Genomic DNA, 17,039 nt, shown 5'->3' on the forward strand with positions numbered 1-17,039 from the left:
CACGGTCAATTCCGGGGGCGGCCCGTGGCGCCCGATGGTCCCGCTCAGCGGCCGAGCCAGGCGCGGGCGGCGCGCTGTGCGGCGGCGATCTCGGCCTCGGTCATCAGGGTGGCGATCTCGCGGCGCAGCCGGATCGCCTCCTTGTCGCCACTCATGGCGGCGAGGTTGAACCACTTGTGGGCCGAGACGTAATCGGGCTCCATGGCCGAGCCGGTCGAGTACATCATGCCGAGCTGGAAGAACATGGCGGCGCTGGTGCTGGCCTCGCCGAGAGCCGCCGTCTCCATCGCGGTGTCGTAGCGTCCCATCTCTGGCCTCCCTCGGCCCGGCCGCATGCGCGGCACATTGGTTTTCGCGGCATCGGACCGTCGTGTCCGAATGCCCCGATGGTCGGGGAGGCGACTGAAAACGGCCTTAAGGGGCGCGATGAATCGGCCGTAAACGCGAACGCGGCGCGATCGGGATCGGCGCGCGCCACCAATGCGGAAAGGCCCGTGGTTCGGGCATTTCCGTCAATTCTTCGGAATTCGTTTCACCACGTCGATCAACGCCGCGTTCACCACGCGCACAACGGGTGCGGCGGCACGGCGCACGACGGCGCCTTCAGCCGCGCGCCCGCTGGCCGAACAGCACCGCCTGCACGGCCGGGTCCCGCATGTCGACGCCGGCGACGTCGTCGGCCCGCACCGCGAGGCCGCGCTGCACGGCCGGCCGCGCCAGCAGCGTCTCCAGCCAGCGCCGCACATGGGGGAACTCGGCGAGGTCCTGGCCGTGCCGCTCGTGCCGGCTCGCCCAGCCGACGCAGGCGATGTCGGCGATGGAGTAGCGGCCGGCCAGGAACGGCCGATCGGCGAGGCGGCGGTTCATCACGCCGTACAGACGGTGGCACTCGTTGGTGTAACGGTCGATGCCGTAGGGCACCGGCTCGGGCGCGTAATGGCGGAAGTGGTGCGCCTGCCCGGCCATCGGGCCGAGGCCGCCCATCTGCCACATCAGCCACTGCTCGACCTCGACACGGCCGCGCTCGTCGGCCGGATAGAGCTTGCCGGTCTTGCGGCCGAGATACTGGAGAATGGCGCCCGACTCGAACACCGAGATCGGCCGGCCGCCGGGACCGTCGGGATCGACGATGGCCGGCATCCGGTTGTTGGGCGAGATGGCGAGGAACGACGGCTCGAATTGCGCCCCGCGGGTGATGTCGATCGGCCGCACCACATAGGGCAGCCGGCACTCCTCCAGCATGATGGAGATCTTCCAGCCGTTCGGGGTCGGCCAGTAGAACAGCTCGATCGGGGCGCGCCGCGCCGCCGTCGTGCGGGCCGAAGCGCGCGGCGCCTTCCCGGCCGCGGACGTCTTCTTCGCCGCGCGCGGCGCCGCCCCACCGCCCCTCGTCTTCGAGGCGGCGCGGGACGTCGTCGGGGACTCGCCGTCACGAGCCGACTTGCCGCCACGAGCCGACTTGCCGCCACGAGCCGACTTGCCGCCAGGAGCCGACTTGCCGCCAGGAGCCTTGGCCGGGCGGGTGCGGGACGACGACGGACGCTTCGGGGTGCGGGCCATGGCGTGCTCCTGATCGGGCGGAACGGCGGTGGGTCGTCCACCACATGTCGATGCGGCGCGCAATCCGCAAGACGGCGCACGGGGCGGTGTCCACCGCGCCGGAAAATGCTCTAAGCTCGTCCTTCCAGCTCACCGGAGGGGACGGCATGACCAAGCACCTGGCACTGGCGGTGACGATCGCGTGGCTGGCGGCGGGCGCAGCGCCCGCGATGGCCGAGACCAAGGCGGCGACCACCGCCGGCGAAGGCAAGAAGGTCTCGGCGCAGCAGCAACGCATGAAGGACTGCGCCGCCAAGTGGAAGGACGAGAAGAAGGCCAAGAACGTGAAGGGGCGCGACGCCTATCGCAGCTTCATGAGCGGCTGCCTGAAAGGCTGAACGCACGGCCGCCGGGTGGATCGAAAGACGGGAGGAGAGTGGATCGTCCTGCGCGTCGCGGCGTCTCGCGATCCGTGCATCACGGCGGAGCGCTGTCCACCGACGGCCACGGCGGCTGGGCGGGTCACGGACAGGAAGGGGGGCGTCGGCGAGAAGTCCGATCGGTCGCACTCCCTGGCGGCATCGCCGCCCGAGACGGAGGGCATGACCCGTGTGCTGTCCATCGGACCGCCCGCTGCGGGGCTGACGGGATGGACGCTCGACTCGGTCTCGCCGACGCCCTCTTTCGTCGGTCGTGGCCGGCAGCGCTCCGGGATCGACTGTCGATCGCGTGGCTGACGCCGGCCTCTCGACGAAGTCACGGCTGGCTCGGAGCCGGCAGCTCCGAGACGCCGCTCTCACTTCTTCTTCGCGGCGGTCGTCTTCTTGGCAGTGGTCTTCTTCGCGGTCGTCTTCTTGGCGGCCGGCTTGGTCGCCGTCTTGGCCGGCGCCTTCTTCGCCGCAGTCGTCGCTTTCTTCGGCATGCTGCCCTCCTAGCCGTGGTGGGATGGCTGTCAGATGCGTGCCCGCGCGAATCGAGGACACGACATCTCGATTACTACAGCACAACAAGGAAATCAGCGACTCCACCGCGCGTTCCAAGTCGTGCGCACGTCGTCGCGCGCACGCGAGGGGCGGTCACGACGCGCCGTCGTGGCTGATGCGGAGCGCCGCGCGGCGTCGCGACAGGGCGCCTCGATGCCGAAGCGGACATCTGAGAACACCGATGAAATGGGCACTTCTGCGATGTCGCTGGAGATTCGAGCCGGCCCCCGTGCGGCGACCACGGCGACCGCGCGGTGTCGCGGATCGGCAAGTGGACGCGGCTTTCGCGTCCGAAAAAAAATCTGCGGATTGCTCTGCGCGACGCGCTCACCGCGGCCTTCGCGACGAGGCGGCGCCGTCGACTCGCGATCCGAGGTGATTCGACGAAGGCGCAGAAACGCCCGCCCGACGGGCGTGAACGTACCGTCGGCCGAACCCCGACGGCGATGCGGCGGCCGGCGCCGGCCGCCGGACGGGATCAGTCGTCGAGACCGAGCTTGGTCTTCAGCAGCGCGTTGACGGCCTGCGGATTGGCCTTGCCGCCGGACGCCTTCATCACCTGGCCGACGAACCAGCCGATCATGGTGGGCTTCGCCTTCACCTGGGCGACCTTGTCGGGATTGCTGGCGACGATGTCGTCGACCACCGCCTCGATGGCGCCGAGATCGGTGACCTGCTTCATGCCACGCGCCGCGACGATCGCGCGCGGGTCACCGCCCTCGGCCCACACGATCTCGAACAGATCCTTGGCGATCTTGCCCGAGATGGTGCCGTCGGCGATGAGGTCGAGGATGCCGCCGAGCTGGGCCGCCGAGACCGGCGACGTGGCGATGTCCCGCCCCTCCTTGTTGAGGCGCCCGAACAGCTCGTTGATCACCCAGTTGGCGGCCGTCTTGGGGTCGCGCCGTGCGCCTCCCTCGCCCACCACCACGCTCTCGAAGAAGTCGGCGCTCTCGCGCTCGGCGACCAGCACGTCCGCGTCGTAGGCGGAGAGGCCGTACGCGGCCACGAAGCGCGCCTTCTTGGCGTCCGGCAGCTCGGGCAGCGCCGCCGCCAGCGCATCGACGTAAGCCTGGTCGAAGGTGAGCGGCAGCAGGTCGGGGTCCGGGAAGTAACGGTAGTCGTGCGCCTCCTCCTTGTTGCGCATCGACCGCGTCTCGCCGCGCGCCGGATCGAACAGCCGGGTCTCCTGCTCGATCGCGCCGCCATCCTCGATGATGCCGATCTGGCGGCGCGCCTCGACCTCGATAGCCTGGCCGATGAAGCGCAGCGAGTTGACGTTCTTGATCTCGCAGCGGGTGCCCAGCGGCTCGCCGGGGCGACGCACCGAGACGTTGACGTCGGCCCGCAGGCTGCCCTCCTCCATGTTGCCGTCGCAGGTGCCGAGATAGCGCATGATGGTGCGCAGCTTGGCGACGAACGCCTTGGCCTCCTCGGCCGAGCGGATGTCGGGCCGCGAGACGATCTCCATCAGGGCGACGCCGGAGCGGTTGAGATCGACGAACGACATGGTCGGGTGCTGGTCGTGCAGCGACTTGCCGGCGTCCTGCTCCAGGTGCAGCCGCTCGATGCCGACCCGGACGGTCTCGCCGTCCGGCATGTCGACCACGACCTCGCCCTCGCCCACGATCGGCGACTTGTACTGGCTGATCTGGTAGCCCTGCGGCAGGTCCGGATAGAAATAGTTCTTCCGATCGAAGACCGACTTCAGATTGATCTTCGCCTTCAGGCCGAGGCCGGTGCGGATCGCCTGGCGGACGCACTCCTCGTTGATCACCGGCAGCATGCCCGGCATCGCGGCATCGACCAGCGAGACGTGGCTGTTGGGCGCACCGCCGAAGGCCGCCGAGGCGCCGGAGAACAGCTTGGCCTTGGAGGTGACCTGGGCATGCACCTCCATGCCGACGATCACCTCGAAGTCCCCGGTGGCGCCCTGGATCAGCTTCGCCGTCTTCATCGGTGCGTTCATGGCATCCATCCGCCCTTGGTCGTCCGTCGGCCCGCCGCCGCATCGACGCGGCGGACGCGGGCCGCCGGCGCCCGCCCTCGCGGCCGTCTCTCGCTTCCGGGTTACAGAGTGTCGGGGCGGTCTTCAAGCAGGCGGCAGCGCCGGCCCGCCGCGCAGGCCCGGCATGCCGGTGGCGGCCGAACCGCGGCCGCCCAGCCGCGGGCGCCGCCGTCGGCAGGCAAGACGCACGACGTCTCGTCCTCAGAGGTCGAGGACGGCGCCGGACCCGGGCGCCGTGACGGCCAGCGTCGCGGCCGGCTCGGACAGCGGCACGCCGGGATCGCGGAACCGATTGGTGATGGGATAGCGGCGGTCGCGCCCGAAGTTCTTGAGCGTCACCTTGACGCCGGGCGCCGCCTGCCGGCGCTTGTACTCGGCGAGATTGAGCATGCGTTCGACCCGCATCACCATCTCGCGGTCGAAGCCGGCCGCGACGATCTCGGCGATCGGCTCCTCGCGCTCGACCAGGCGCTCCAGCACGGCGTCGAGCTGATCGTAGGGCGGCAGCGAATCCTGGTCGGTCTGGTTCTCGCGCAGCTCGGCGGTCGGGGCGCGGGTGAGGATGTTCTCCGGGATCAGCGGCCCGTCGGGGCCGAGCGCCCCCTCCGGCTTCCAGCGGTTGCGCAGCCAGGAGAGCCGATACACCTCGGTCTTGTAGAGATCCTTCACCGGGTTGAAGCCGCCGTTCATGTCGCCGTAGAGCGTGGCGTAGCCGACCGACATCTCCGACTTGTTGCCGGTGGTCACCACCATCAGGCCGAACTTGTTGGACACCGCCATCAGGATGACGCCGCGGGCGCGCGCCTGGAGGTTCTCCTCGGTGACGTCGCGCGGCCGGTTGCCGACCAGCGGGGCGATCGACTGCTCCAGCCCCTCGACCGCGGGCGCGATGGGCAGGATGTCGTAGGCGACCCCCAGCGCCTCGGCGAGACGTGCCGCATCGGTGCGCGACGCCTCCGAGGTGTAGAGGTAAGGCAGCATCACGCAGCGCACCCGCTGGGCCCCGAGCGCGTCCACCGCCATGGCGGCGCACAGGGCCGAGTCGACGCCGCCCGAGAGGCCGAGCACCACGCCCGGAAAGCGGTTCTTATCGACATAGTCGCGCAGCCCGAGCACGCACGCCTCGTAGTCGGCCTGATCCCCTTCCGGGATCGCCGCCACCGGCCCGCCGGTGCAGCGCCAGCCGTCGGCGCCACGCTCCCACACGGTCGTCACCACGCATTCGCGGAACGCGGGAAGCTGGAAGGCGAGCGAGCGGTCGGCGTTCAGCGCGAAGGAGGCGCCGTCGAACACCAGCTCGTCCTGGCCGCACACCTGGTTCACGTAGATCAGCGGCAGGCCGCTCTCGGTGATGCGGGCGACCGCCACGTTGAGGCGCTGGTCGCCCTTGCCGCGGCTGTAGGGCGAGCCGTTGGGGACGACGAGGATCTCGGCGCCGGTCTCCACCAGGCACTCGACCACGTCCTCGTAGGCGCCCCACTCGGTCCAGATGTCCTCGCAGATCGGCACGCCGAGGCGCACGCCCCGCACGCTCACCGGGCCGCCGAGCGGCCCGGGCGCGAAGACACGACGCTCGTCGAAGACGCCGTAATTGGGCAGGTTGACCTTGAGCCGCACGGCCGCGATGCGGCCGCCCTCGAGCAGGCAGTAGCCGTTGTAGAGCTTGCCGTCCTCGGCCCACGGCGTGCCGACCAGCACGGCCGGGCCGCCATCGGCGGTATCGCGGGCGAGCGCCTCGACGGTCGCCCGGCACGCCGCCTGGAAGGCCGGCTTCAGCACCAGGTCCTCGGGCGGATAGCCGGAGATGAACAGCTCCGGCAGAGCGACGAGGTCGGCTCCCTGGGCCGCCGCCTCGCGGCGGGCGCGACGCACCTTCTCGGCGTTGCCGTCGAGATCCCCGACGGTCGGGTTGAGCTGGGCGGCCGCGATGGCGAGACGATCGGCGGGACGGTCGTTCATATGATGCTGATCCAAGGCGTGGTCCGCCCCTGCTCTAGAGCATTTTCCAGCGAAGGGGGACCCGGTTCGCCGTCGAAAATGCGATGATGGAAAGACCTCTGGAGGGGAAAGCCGATCCCGTCGATCGGCTTCGGCTCCAGAGCGTTTTCCGATCAAGTGGAAATCGGTTTCACCGCGAGACGTGCGGCGGCGCGGTGGTTCGAGCCGCGAGGGAATCCCGGAGTGGGCCGGATGGTTCCACCGAACGAGACGCAGCGCCGAGGTTGCGGCCGCTCAGCCGACACGCACGAGCTGCTTGCCGAGATTCTCGCCCGTGAACAGGCGCATCAGCGCCGCCGGCATGTGCTCGATCCCGTCCATCACATCCTCGCGGTACTGCAAGCGGCCGTCGTGGTGCCAGGCGGCGAGCCGCTCCAGCGCCTCCAGGCGCCGGTGCCACCAGTCGTACACCAGAAAGCCCGTCATGGTGGCGCGGCTGGCGATCAGACGACCGAGATGGCGCTCGCCGATCTCGGGCGCCTCGTGGGCGGCCGCGAGCGCGATCCGCCCGGTGACCACGACGCGCGCCCCGACGGCGAGGCGGCGCATCACGGCGTCGTGGATCGGCCCCGCGGTGTTGTCGAAGAACACGTCGACCCCGTCCGGACAGGTCTCCTTGAGGGCGCCCCGCAGATCGGCCGTGGCGCGGTGATCGATGCCGGCGTCGTAGCCGAGGGAGCGGCACCAGGCGAGCTTCTCGGCGCTGCCCGCGATGGCGACGGCGCGGCAGCCCATCAGCTTGGCGATCTGACCGACGAGCTGGCCGACCGCTCCGGCGGCGGCCGACACCACCACGGTGTCGCCGGGCCGCGGCCGGCCGACGTCGAGCAGCCCGAAATAGGCGGTGAGCCCCGGCATGCCGAGCCAGGACAGCGCGCTCTCGATCGGCGCGACGCCCGGGTCGATGCGATGGACCGCGTCGGGTCCGACGCCGCCCGGCGTGAGCACGGCGAATTCCTGCCAGCCGAACCCCATCGTCTCGGCGATGTCGCCGGGCTTCCACGCCGGATGGTTCGACGCGACCACCTCGCCGACGCCGCCGCCGCGCATCACGTCGCCGAGGGCGGTGCCGGCCGCGTAGCCGGCGCTGCGGCTCATCCGGGCGCGCATGTAGGGATCGACCGAGAGGAAGCGCGCCCGCACCAGGATCTGGCCCGGCCCGGGCGCGGGAGCCGGCGCGGTGTCGAGCGCGAAGCAGGAGGGATCAGGCAGGCCGTCCGGACGGCGAACGAGGAGCCAGCGGCGATTTGGGGGAAACGGCATCGGGGGTCCTGGGCGGGGATTCAGGGAGGGAGGCTCCGGGGGCGGGCGTCGGCGCAGCGTAGCCCGGAGCCAGCGTAGCCCGGATGGAGCGCAGCGACATCCGGGGTCGGTGCGCCGCAGTCCCCGGGTTTCGCTGGCGCTCACCCCGGGCTACGGGCTGCGGATCGCGGCGACTGTCCGCCGTGCCCAGCAAGCGTGACCACCCGGGCCAACTCCGACAGGAACCGCGATCTCGGTGCCGGCATCCGATGGTGGGCGGTGACGGGCTCGAACCGCCGACCTACACGGTGTAAACGTGCCGCTCTACCAGCTGAGCTAACCGCCCTCGCGGACTCCTTAGCGCCTCGGGCGCGGCTGGTGCAAGCCGCGCGGGGCCGCTGCGAACCGCCCCCTCCCCCGGCCCGGACGGCGCGTCCTGATTCGCCGCTGGCCTGCGGCCGCCGGGCGCCCCCGACGCGACGTCGTGCTCATCCTACCATCGTGTCGTGGCCCTGCGGCGCGCGCCGCCGCAACCCTTCGGCGCATCCCGGTCGCGACCACGCAAGAGACTCGAAAATATGTCACCCGGCGAGCACACCCGGCCACGATCCGGCCGCGGCCGAGAGCTCGCCCGCACAGGCACGTTGAGCCGCACAGATCCGCCCTGCCACCTTGTTGCCCGAATTCGACCGAGGGAGGACCAACAGGAAATGCGGGCATCGTTGCTGGCCGGAGTGTCGTTGTTCAGTGTGGTGGTCGCCGGGACCCTCCCGGCGGGAGCGGCCGATCTGCCGGCCCGGCTGCCGGTCGCGGCGGCGCCGGCACTGTGGAGCTGGACCGGACTCTATGTCGGCACCCACGCCGGCAATGCCTGGAATCGGACCGCCTGGCTGAGCGGCACCGACGAGTTCGCCGCGCTGACGCGCTTCAGCGGCACCGGCACGGCGGGCGGCGCCTTCGGGGGCGCGCAGATCGGCTACAATCATCAGATCGGGGCCTGGGTGCTCGGCGGCGAGCTGGAGGGCAGCCTCGCCGATCTCGACGGCAACGCCCGCTGCGCCGAGGCGCGAGCGGTCTGCAACACCCGCATCGACGCGATGGGCACCCTGACGGGGCGCATCGGCCGGACCTTCGACAACGTGCTGCTCTACGCCCGCGCCGGCGGAGCCTACGCCCATGTCGAGCACATCGTGACGGCCTACGACGCCGACAATCCAGCAAAGGGCGACGCGCACCGGCTCGGCTGGACGGTCGGCGGCGGCGTCGAGTACGCGGTGTCGCCGATGTGGTCGGCCAAGCTCGAATACGACTATCTGCGGTTCGGCGCCGACCAGGTGACCGTCTCGGAGCCGGGCGGGAGCGCCGGCGTCGACACCCGCCACGAGATTCACCGCGTGAAGGTCGGCCTCAACCGGCGGCTCGGCTGGGGGCTGCCCGGCCTCCCGGCTACCGGAAGCGCCGCCGGCTTCCCGGTGAAGGCAGCGCCGCCCGCCGTGCCGGCCTGGACCATCGAGGTCGGCAGCCGCGTCTGGTACTCCGAAGGGCGCTACCAGAAGGACCTGATGGACAACGTCAATCCGAGCCGCCTCAACTCTCGCCTCAGCTACAACGACATGACCGGCATCGCCGGCGAGACCTTCGGCCGCTTCGATCACCGGAGCGGGCTGTTCGTGAAGGGCAACTTCGGCGCCGGCGCGCTCACCGGCGGCACCCTGCACGACGAGGACTTCCCGAGCGAGGTGCTCTATTCCAACACCGTCTCGCAGATGAAGGACGGCCGGATGCGCTATGCCGGCGCCGATGTCGGGTGGAACGTCTTGGCCGGCCCGTCCGGCAAGCTCGGCGCCTATGTGGGCTACCGCTACTTCCACGAGCGCGGCAACGGCTTCGGCTGTGCCCAGATCGCCGGAGACGTGACCTGCGCCCCGGCGGTCCCGACCACCTTCCTGGGCCTGAGCGAGACCGAGACCTGGCGCGGCGTGGCGGTCGGCCTCAACTCGCAGCTCCAGCTCACCGACCGGGTGCGGCTCGAGGTCGACGGCGCCGTCGTGCCCTATGCCAGCCGCAACGGCTACGACAACCACTGGTACCGCGCCGACATCAATCCGCAGATCGAGAGCGGCCACGGCTGGGGCGCCCAGGTCGAGGCGATCCTGTCCTACGCGGTGACCCCGCAGTGGAGCGTCGGCATCGGCGGCCGCTACTGGTACTACACGACGACCGACGCCCGCACTCAGTTCCCGGGCGAGGCGACCGACTCGCCGATGAAGTACACGGCCGAGCGGTGGGGCGGATTCTTGCAGGCGTCCTACACGTTCGACAGCACCGGCGGCGCGGCGGCGCTGCCGGCCGCCCCGGCGGGCGTCCTCAAGGCGCCGGCGGCCGCCACGGCGGGGTGGAGCTGGACCGGCCTTTATGTCGGTGCCCATGCGGGCGCCGCCTGGGGCCGCACCGAGTGGACGACGGCGACCGGCACCGGCCGCGAGATGTGGAACGACGTCGACGGCGTCGTGGCCGGCGGCCAGATCGGCGCCGACTATCAGATCGGCGCGTGGGTGGTGGGCGTCGAGGGGAGCTGGAGCTGGAGCGACCTCGACGGCAACGCGCCCTGCGGCCAAGGCCAGACCTACACCTGCCACGTCCGCGCCGACGGGCTGGGCCTGCTCACCGGCCGGCTCGGCTGGGCGTTCGGCAACGTGCTGCTCTACAGCAAGGCCGGCGTCGCCTGGCTGCGGACCAGCCACGAGATGCTCTACAATCAGATCCCCAACATCTACACGGCGGACACCACCCGCACCGGATGGACGATCGGCTCCGGCCTCGAATTCGGGCTGGCGCCGAACTGGACCGCCAAGGTCGAATACAACTGGTCCGACTTCGGCAGCCGGTCGGTGGCGATGACCGACCAGTTCGGCGGCGTCATCCCGGTCGACCTGAAGCAGACCGTGCAGGACGTGCGGCTCGGCGTGAACTACCGCTTCGGGCAGACCGGCACGGTCGTTCCGACCCGCGCGGCGCGGCCTTTCGCCGGACTGATCGGCGGCCCGGCGGTGAACTGGACCGGGCTCTACGCCGGCCTCCATCTCGGCGCCGGCCGGTCGAACGAGGACTGGAGCAATCCGTTCGGCCCGCAGGTGTTCGGCGACGACATCGGCAGCGGCGGCTGGCTGGCCGGCGGCCAGGTCGGCTACAACCTTCAGATCGGATCGCTGGTGCTGGGCGCCGAGGCGGATGTGAGCGCCGCCCATCTCGACGGCACCAACACCTGCTTCGTCGGCCTCTCGCCCGTGATTGGCGGGGTCGACTGCCGCAGCCAGGTCGACGCGCTCGCGACCATCACGGGCCGGGCCGGCTGGGCGTTCGACCGCAGCCTCGTCTACGCCAAGGGCGGCGCCGCCTGGGCCCGCGAGACGCGCGAGCTGAACCTCGTCGGTGTCGGTGGCACCGTGCACGAGGCGACCAGCGACCGTTGGGGCTGGACGATCGGGGGCGGCATCGAGCACGCCGTGCTGCCGAGCGTTTCGGTGAAGCTCGAATACAACTACGTGGCGCTCGGCGACGACGCCGTCGGGTTCGGCCTGCCGCCGGGCTTCGCGGTCGTCGACAACCGGACGGTGAGCCAGGACGTCCACGTCGCCAAGCTCGGCGTGAACTACCGATTCACGACGCCGGTGCTCGTGCAGGCGAAGTACTGATCCTGTTTCCGGGTGATCAGCTCGCCGTCGTTCCGGGGCGCGGGAATCCGCGAACCCGGAACCCAGCGAAACACGTCGTCCCGCGGCGAACTCTGGACTCTCGGCTGGATTCCGGACAGCCGCTTCGCGGCCTCCGGAATGACCACCGACTTGATCAGCCGGATCCCGGATGAGAGCCCGATCCTGCTGAGCAGCAGCGGCGCGCGAGAAGCGGCACGACGACAACGCGGCGCAACGACAATGCGCCGACAAAGACAAAGCGGCGCCCCAGGGGGCGCCGCTCGCGTCTTCGGTTCGGCGTCGCCGCCGCTGTCCGTCCGGACGGCGGCGTGTCAGTGCGCCGTCAGGGCGGAGGCCTCGTCGTCGGCCGCGGCATCGGAGGCGGCCGCCGCCGGCTGGGCCTTGTCGTCCCACTCGATCGGGTCGGGCACCCGGGTCAGCGCCCGCGCCAGCACCTCGTCCATCCGGGTCACCGGCACGATCTCGAGCCCGCTCTTCACGTTCTCGGGGATCTCGACGAGGTCCTTGGCGTTCTCCTCCGGGATCAGCACCGTCTTGATGCCGCCCCTGAGCGCCGCCAGCAGCTTCTCCTTGAGGCCGCCGATCGGCAGCACGCGGCCGCGCAACGTGATCTCGCCCGTCATCGCGACGTCGCGGCGAACCGGGATGCCGGTCATCACCGAGATGATGGCCGTCACCATAGCGACGCCGGCCGACGGCCCATCCTTCGGGGTCGCCCCCTCCGGCACGTGGACGTGGATGTCGCGCTTCTCGAACAGCGGCGGCTCGATGCCGAAGGCGATGGCCCGCGAGCGGACATAGGACGCCGCCGCCGAGATCGACTCCTTCATCACGTCGCGCAGGTTGCCGGTCACGGTCATCTTGCCGCGGCCGGGCATCATCAGGCCCTCGATGGTGAGGAGCTCGCCGCCGGCGTCGGTCCAGGCGAGGCCGGTGACGACGCCGACCTGATCCTCCTCCTCGATCTCGCCGTGGCGATGCTTCGGCACCCCGAGATAATCGCCGAGGGTCGCGGTGGTGACCTCGACCGACTTCTTCTTCGAGGTCATCAGCTCCTTGACGGCCTTGCGGGCCAGCGTCGACAGCTCGCGCTCCAGGTTACGCACGCCCGCCTCGCGGGTGTAGCGGCGGATCAGGAGCAGCAGCGCCTCGTCGTCGATCGACCACTCCTTGGCGTCGAGGCCGTGCTTCGACAACGCGCTCGGGATCAGATGCCGCCGCGCGATCTGCACCTTCTCGTCCTCGGTGTAGCCGGCGATGCGGATGATCTCCATGCGGTCCATCAGCGGCGCCGGGATGTTCAGCGTGTTCGCCGTGGTGATGAACATCACGTTGGAGAGATCGTAGTCCACCTCGAGATAGTGGTCGTTGAAGGTCGAGTTCTGCTCGGGATCGAGCACCTCGAGCAGCGCCGACGACGGATCGCCCCGGAAATCCGAGCCCATCTTGTCCACCTCGTCGAGGAGGAACAGCGGGTTCGACGACTTCGCCTTGCGCATCGACTGGATGACCTTGCCGGGCATCGAGCCGATATAGGTGCGGCGGTGACCGCGGATCTCGGCTTCGTCACGCACGCCGCCGAGCGACACGCGGACGAACTCGCGCCCGGTCGCCTTGGCGATCGACTTGCCGAGCGAGGTCTTGCCGACGCCGGGCGGGCCGACGAGGCACAGGATCGGGCCTGTCAACTTGTTGGCGCGGCTCTGCACCGCGAGATACTCGACGATGCGCTCCTTGACCTTGTCGAGGCCGTAGTGATCGGCGTCGAGGGTCTCCTGGGCGAGGCCGAGATCCTTGCGGACCTTGCTCTTCTTGTTCCACGGAATCGACAGGAGCCAGTCGAGATAGTTGCGCACCACCGTCGCCTCGGCGGACATCGGCGACATCTGGCGCAGCTTCTTCAGCTCGTGCTGCGCCTTCTCGCGCGCTTCCTTGGAGAGCTTGGTCTTCTTGATCTTGTCTTCGAGCTCCTGGAGCTCGTCGCGGCCGTCCTCGTCGCCCAGCTCCTTCTGGATCGCCTTCATCTGCTCGTTCAGGTAGTACTCGCGCTGGGTCTTCTCCATCTGCCGCTTGACGCGGGTCCGGATGCGCTTTTCCACCTGGAGAACGGAGATCTCGCTCTCCATCAGGCTGAGCACCTTCTCCAGGCGCTCGGTGACGACGGTGGTCTCCAGGATGTTCTGCTTGTCCGGGATCTTCACCGCGAGGTGCGAGGCGACGGTATCGGCGAGCTTGGCGTAGTCGTCGATCTGCTGGACGACGCCGACCACCTCGGGCGACACCTTCTTGTTGAGCTTCACGTAGCCCTCGAACTCGGTCACCACCGAGCGGGCCAGCGCCTCCGCCTCGACCTTCTCGCCGACCCGGTCGGCCAGCACGTCGGCCTCGGCCTCGTAGTAGTCGCTGCGATCGGTATAGCGCACCACATGGGCGCGCTCGGTGCCCTCCACCAGCACCTTGACGGTGCCGTCCGGCAGCTTGAGGAGCTGGAGCACGCTGGCGAGCGTGCCGACCTCGTAGATGGCGTCGGCGGCGGGATCGTCGTCGGAGGCGTTCTTCTGGGTGGCGAGCAGGATGTACGAATCGGACCGCATCACCTCCTCGAGGGCACGGATCGATTTCTCGCGCCCCACGAACAGCGGCACGATCATGTGCGGGAACACCACGATGTCGCGCAGCGGCAGCACCGGATAGGCCCGGACCTCTCCGGGCTGGGGCAGCACGCGCGGCTTGGCAGGTGTGGTCATGGTCCGATCCTTGTTGTTTTGGATACCCCTCCGTCGCGACCCGATGGCGGCATCGTGACGGAGTGTCGTGGACCGGGAAGGGAGCGCAGAGACAAGGAACTCGGACCTGCGCGCCGCGGCGGGGACGAGACCCCTGCCCGGACATGCTCGAACGCCTTCACTCGACTTTTCGGACGTCCGCCGATCTTAGGTGGCGACCCGTCGGTGGCGTGTCAAGGAACCCGCAATGTCGGCTCCCGCATGCCCCGCCCGAGATCGCCTCGCCCGAATTCGGCCTGTCGCCGGCCCGCGGACGACCCCTGGGCCGGCGGCAGCGGCCGGCGCCACGCCGGCGGGCGCGGCGCCCGCTGCCGTGGCACCCGCTGTCAGGCGCTCGCGCCGGCATCGCCGGCGGCACGGTCGGCGTAGATGTAGAGCGGCCGCGCCGTGCCCTCGACGACCTCGCGGGAGATCACCACCTCCTCGACGCCCTCCAGGCCCGGCAGATCGAACATGGTGTCGAGCAGGATGCTCTCCATGATCGAGCGCAGGCCACGAGCGCCGGTCTTGCGCTCGATCGCCTTGCGGGCGATGGCGCCGAGCGCCTCCTCGGCGAGCGTGAGGTCGATGTTCTCCATCTCGAACAGCCGCTGGTACTGCTTCACCAGCGCATTCTTGGGTTCGAGCAGGATGCGCTTGAGCGCGGTCTCGTCCAGATCCTCGAGGGTCGCGACCACCGGCAGGCGGCCGACGAACTCGGGGATCAGCCCGTACTTCAGCAGGTCTTCCGGCTCGACGTCGCGGAAGATCTCACCGGCCTTGCGGTCCTCCGGTGCCATCACCTTGGCGGCGAAGCCGATCGAGGTGGAGCGCCCGCGGCCCGAGATGATCTTCTCGAGACCCGAGAAGGCGCCGCCGCAGACGAACAGGATGTTGGTGGTGTCGACCTGCAAGAACTCCTGCTGCGGGTGCTTGCGGCCGCCCTGCGGCGGCACCGAGGCGACGGTGCCCTCCATGATCTTGAGCAGCGCCTGCTGCACGCCCTCGCCCGAGACATCCCGGGTGATCGACGGGTTGTCGGACTTGCGGCTGATCTTGTCGATCTCGTCGATGTAGACGATGCCGCGCTGCGCCCGCTCGACATTGTAGTCGGCCGCCTGGAGCAGCTTCAGGATGATGTTCTCGACATCCTCGCCGACATAGCCGGCCTCGGTGAGGGTCGTCGCGTCCGCCATGGTGAACGGCACGTCCAGGATGCGGGCGAGCGTCTGCGCGAGCAGCGTCTTGCCCGAGCCGGTCGGCCCGATCAGCAGGATGTTGGACTTCGACAGCTCGACGTCGTTGTGCTTGGTCTGGTGGTTCAGCCGCTTGTAGTGGTTGTGAACCGCGACCGACAGCACCTTCTTGGCGTGATCCTGGCCGATCACGTAGTCGTCGAGCACCTTGCGGATCTCGCGCGGCGTCGGAATGCCGTCACGCGACTTCACCAGCGAGGACTTGTTCTCCTCGCGGATGATGTCCATGCACAGCTCGACACACTCGTCGCAGATGAAGACGGTGGGCCCCGCGATCAGCTTGCGAACTTCGTGCTGGCTCTTGCCGCAGAACGAGCAGTACAGCGTATTCTTCGAGTCGCTCCCGCCAACCTTGCTCATTCTTCACTCTCCACAGGTCCGCGGCCGCCGCGAAGGGGGTGCGCCGGCGCGCGCGTGTAACGTTGAGGACCCGTCGTGCCTGGAACCTAGCAAAACCGTCACCTTCCGCCAGTGGATCGAGCGACCGTCGTGCCCATACACCTAACGAAGCACGCTACCGCTCGGACAATCAAGATTCCTTTAATGATACGAAGCCGACGGTCCGAGGCTTGTTCCGCCGCTCGCTCATTCGCCATGCAAGACATATTCCAGTTTCGCATGACTCTCCGACGTCGACCGTGGCCCCCAATCGTGGCGAAAACGAAGCGTTTCCGCCGGCCTATCGGGCCAGCCCGGCCGTGCTGCATCGCAGCGTGCCGCAGGATGCCGCCGCGGCCCGCCGCCGCCGGCGAACGCGGCGACGGCTGTCGCGGCGACGTCGTCAGGTCTTCTCCGGCTCCTCGGGGCGACGCTCGATCACCGTGTCGATCAGCCCGAACTCCTTGGCGGCCTCGGCGGTGAAGAACTGGTCTCGCTCCAGCGCCTCCTCGATCTTCTTGATCGGCTGGCCGGTGTGCTTGACGTAGATCTCGTTCAGCCGCTTGCGGAGGTTCAGGATCTCCTGGGCGTGGATCATGATGTCGGACGCCTGGCCCTGGAAGCCGCCGGACGGCTGATGGACCATGATGCGGGCGTTCGGCAGGGCGAAGCGCATGTCCTTGCGGCCGGCGGCGAGCAGCAGCGAGCCCATCGAGGCGGCTTGGCCGGTGCACAGCGTCGACACCGCCGGACGGATGAACTGCATGGTGTCGTAGATCGCGAGACCCGACGTCACCACGCCACCCGGCGAGTTGATGTACATCGCGATCTCTTTCTTCGGGTTCTCGGCCTCCAGGAAGAGGAGCTGGGCAACGATCAGCGTCGCCATGCCGTCCTCGACCACGCCGGTCACGAAGATGATGCGCTCCTTGAGGAGCCGCGAATAGATGTCGTAGGCGCGCTCGCCCCGGTTGGTCTGCTCGACCACCATGGGGACGAGATAGTTCATGTAGGTGTCGACGGGATCTCGCATGTGCTCAACCTTGCCAGTGATTCGGGCCGGCGCGTCGGCGTCGCCGCCGCCCGAGAGACCGCACGTCGTGTGCGACGCACGGATCACAGATATACCCTGATGCGCCGCCGGCAAGCCTCCG

At 69.4% G+C, this 17,039-nt stretch carries 11 protein-coding genes and 1 tRNA gene; 2 read left to right on the plus strand and 10 right to left on the minus strand.

Translation table 11 applies throughout. The annotated features are described in order from the left end of the window. Positions 1-44 precede the first annotated feature (44 nt). Both ACFQUV_RS24115 and ACFQUV_RS24120 read right to left on the minus strand, forming a co-directional pair. Positions 45-308 carry an SEL1-like repeat protein gene (locus tag ACFQUV_RS24115; protein WP_111388194.1) on the minus strand — a complete coding sequence of 88 codons (264 nt, stop codon included), beginning with the start codon at positions 306-308 and terminating at the stop codon, positions 45-47. Between the two features lie 295 nt (positions 309-603). Continuing rightward, positions 604-1,290: a glutathione S-transferase family protein gene (locus tag ACFQUV_RS24120; protein ID WP_280176766.1), complete on the minus strand. Its 687-nt coding sequence runs from the start codon at positions 1,288-1,290 to the stop codon at positions 604-606. 416 nt (positions 1,291-1,706) lie between these two features. Between ACFQUV_RS24120 and ACFQUV_RS24125 the strand changes: the two genes are divergently transcribed. After that, positions 1,707-1,937 carry a PsiF family protein gene (locus ACFQUV_RS24125; protein ID WP_165364118.1) on the plus strand — a complete coding sequence of 77 codons (231 nt, stop codon included), beginning with the start codon at positions 1,707-1,709 and terminating at the stop codon, positions 1,935-1,937. Positions 1,938-2,335: 398 nt separating this feature from the next. Here ACFQUV_RS24125 and ACFQUV_RS24130 read toward each other — a convergent pair whose 3' ends face one another. From ACFQUV_RS24130 to ACFQUV_RS24150, 5 genes are all read right to left on the minus strand, one after another. Then, entirely contained in the window at positions 2,336-2,461 is a 126-nt protein-coding gene (locus ACFQUV_RS24130) for a hypothetical protein (RefSeq protein WP_280176765.1), read from the minus strand. A 539-nt stretch (positions 2,462-3,000) separates the two neighbouring features. After that, positions 3,001-4,491 (minus strand): Asp-tRNA(Asn)/Glu-tRNA(Gln) amidotransferase subunit GatB, encoded by a 1,491-nt coding sequence (gatB, locus tag ACFQUV_RS24135; protein ID WP_129610823.1) that lies wholly within the window; start codon positions 4,489-4,491, stop codon positions 3,001-3,003. A gap of 240 nt (positions 4,492-4,731) precedes the next feature. Then, positions 4,732-6,489 carry an NAD+ synthase gene (locus tag ACFQUV_RS24140; protein WP_129610824.1) on the minus strand — a complete coding sequence of 586 codons (1,758 nt, stop codon included), beginning with the start codon at positions 6,487-6,489 and terminating at the stop codon, positions 4,732-4,734. 273 nt (positions 6,490-6,762) lie between these two features. Next, positions 6,763-7,791, minus strand: a complete 1,029-nt coding sequence (locus ACFQUV_RS24145) for an NADP-dependent oxidoreductase (protein WP_129610825.1) — start codon at positions 7,789-7,791, stop codon at positions 6,763-6,765. A gap of 249 nt (positions 7,792-8,040) precedes the next feature. After that, positions 8,041-8,116: transfer RNA gene (locus ACFQUV_RS24150), tRNA-Val, on the minus strand. Between the two features lie 364 nt (positions 8,117-8,480). Here ACFQUV_RS24150 and ACFQUV_RS24155 point away from each other — a divergent pair. Continuing rightward, a complete protein-coding gene (locus ACFQUV_RS24155; protein ID WP_165364087.1) occupies positions 8,481-11,465 on the plus strand; it encodes an outer membrane beta-barrel protein in 2,985 nt (994 codons plus the stop codon). Positions 11,466-11,797: 332 nt separating this feature from the next. On the opposite strand, the gene lon is transcribed toward ACFQUV_RS24155, so the two are convergent. From lon to clpP, 3 genes are all read right to left on the minus strand, one after another. Then, complete coding sequence (gene lon, locus ACFQUV_RS24160; protein ID WP_129610661.1) at positions 11,798-14,233, minus strand: endopeptidase La; 2,436 nt, start codon at positions 14,231-14,233, stop codon at positions 11,798-11,800. A 365-nt stretch (positions 14,234-14,598) separates the two neighbouring features. Beyond that, positions 14,599-15,867 (minus strand): ATP-dependent Clp protease ATP-binding subunit ClpX, encoded by a 1,269-nt coding sequence (gene clpX / locus ACFQUV_RS24165; protein WP_111386512.1) that lies wholly within the window; start codon positions 15,865-15,867, stop codon positions 14,599-14,601. Between the two features lie 421 nt (positions 15,868-16,288). After that, positions 16,289-16,918, minus strand: a complete 630-nt coding sequence (gene clpP / locus ACFQUV_RS24170; RefSeq protein ID WP_111386509.1) for an ATP-dependent Clp endopeptidase proteolytic subunit ClpP — start codon at positions 16,916-16,918, stop codon at positions 16,289-16,291. Positions 16,919-17,039: the final 121 nt, after the last annotated feature.

Source organism: Rhodoplanes sp. P11 (genome assembly GCF_964266735.1).
Taxonomy (GTDB): Bacteria; Pseudomonadota; Alphaproteobacteria; order Rhizobiales; family Xanthobacteraceae; genus Rhodoplanes; species Rhodoplanes serenus.

Coding starts and splice junctions, on each gene's coding strand:
- ACFQUV_RS24115 (WP_111388194.1), bottom strand. CDS start 308: ATGGGACGCTACGACACCGCGATGGAGACGGCGGCTCTCGGCGAGGCC.
- ACFQUV_RS24125 (WP_165364118.1), top strand. CDS start 1,707: ATGACCAAGCACCTGGCACTGGCGGTGACGATCGCGTGGCTGGCGGCG.
- ACFQUV_RS24130 (WP_280176765.1), bottom strand. CDS start 2,461: ATGCCGAAGAAAGCGACGACTGCGGCGAAGAAGGCGCCGGCCAAGACG.
- gatB (WP_129610823.1), bottom strand. CDS start 4,491: ATGAACGCACCGATGAAGACGGCGAAGCTGATCCAGGGCGCCACCGGG.
- ACFQUV_RS24140 (WP_129610824.1), bottom strand. CDS start 6,489: ATGAACGACCGTCCCGCCGATCGTCTCGCCATCGCGGCCGCCCAGCTC.
- ACFQUV_RS24145 (WP_129610825.1), bottom strand. CDS start 7,791: ATGCCGTTTCCCCCAAATCGCCGCTGGCTCCTCGTTCGCCGTCCGGAC.
- ACFQUV_RS24155 (WP_165364087.1), top strand. CDS start 8,481: ATGCGGGCATCGTTGCTGGCCGGAGTGTCGTTGTTCAGTGTGGTGGTC.
- lon (WP_129610661.1), bottom strand. CDS start 14,233: ATGACCACACCTGCCAAGCCGCGCGTGCTGCCCCAGCCCGGAGAGGTC.
- clpX (WP_111386512.1), bottom strand. CDS start 15,867: ATGAGCAAGGTTGGCGGGAGCGACTCGAAGAATACGCTGTACTGCTCG.
- clpP (WP_111386509.1), bottom strand. CDS start 16,918: ATGCGAGATCCCGTCGACACCTACATGAACTATCTCGTCCCCATGGTG.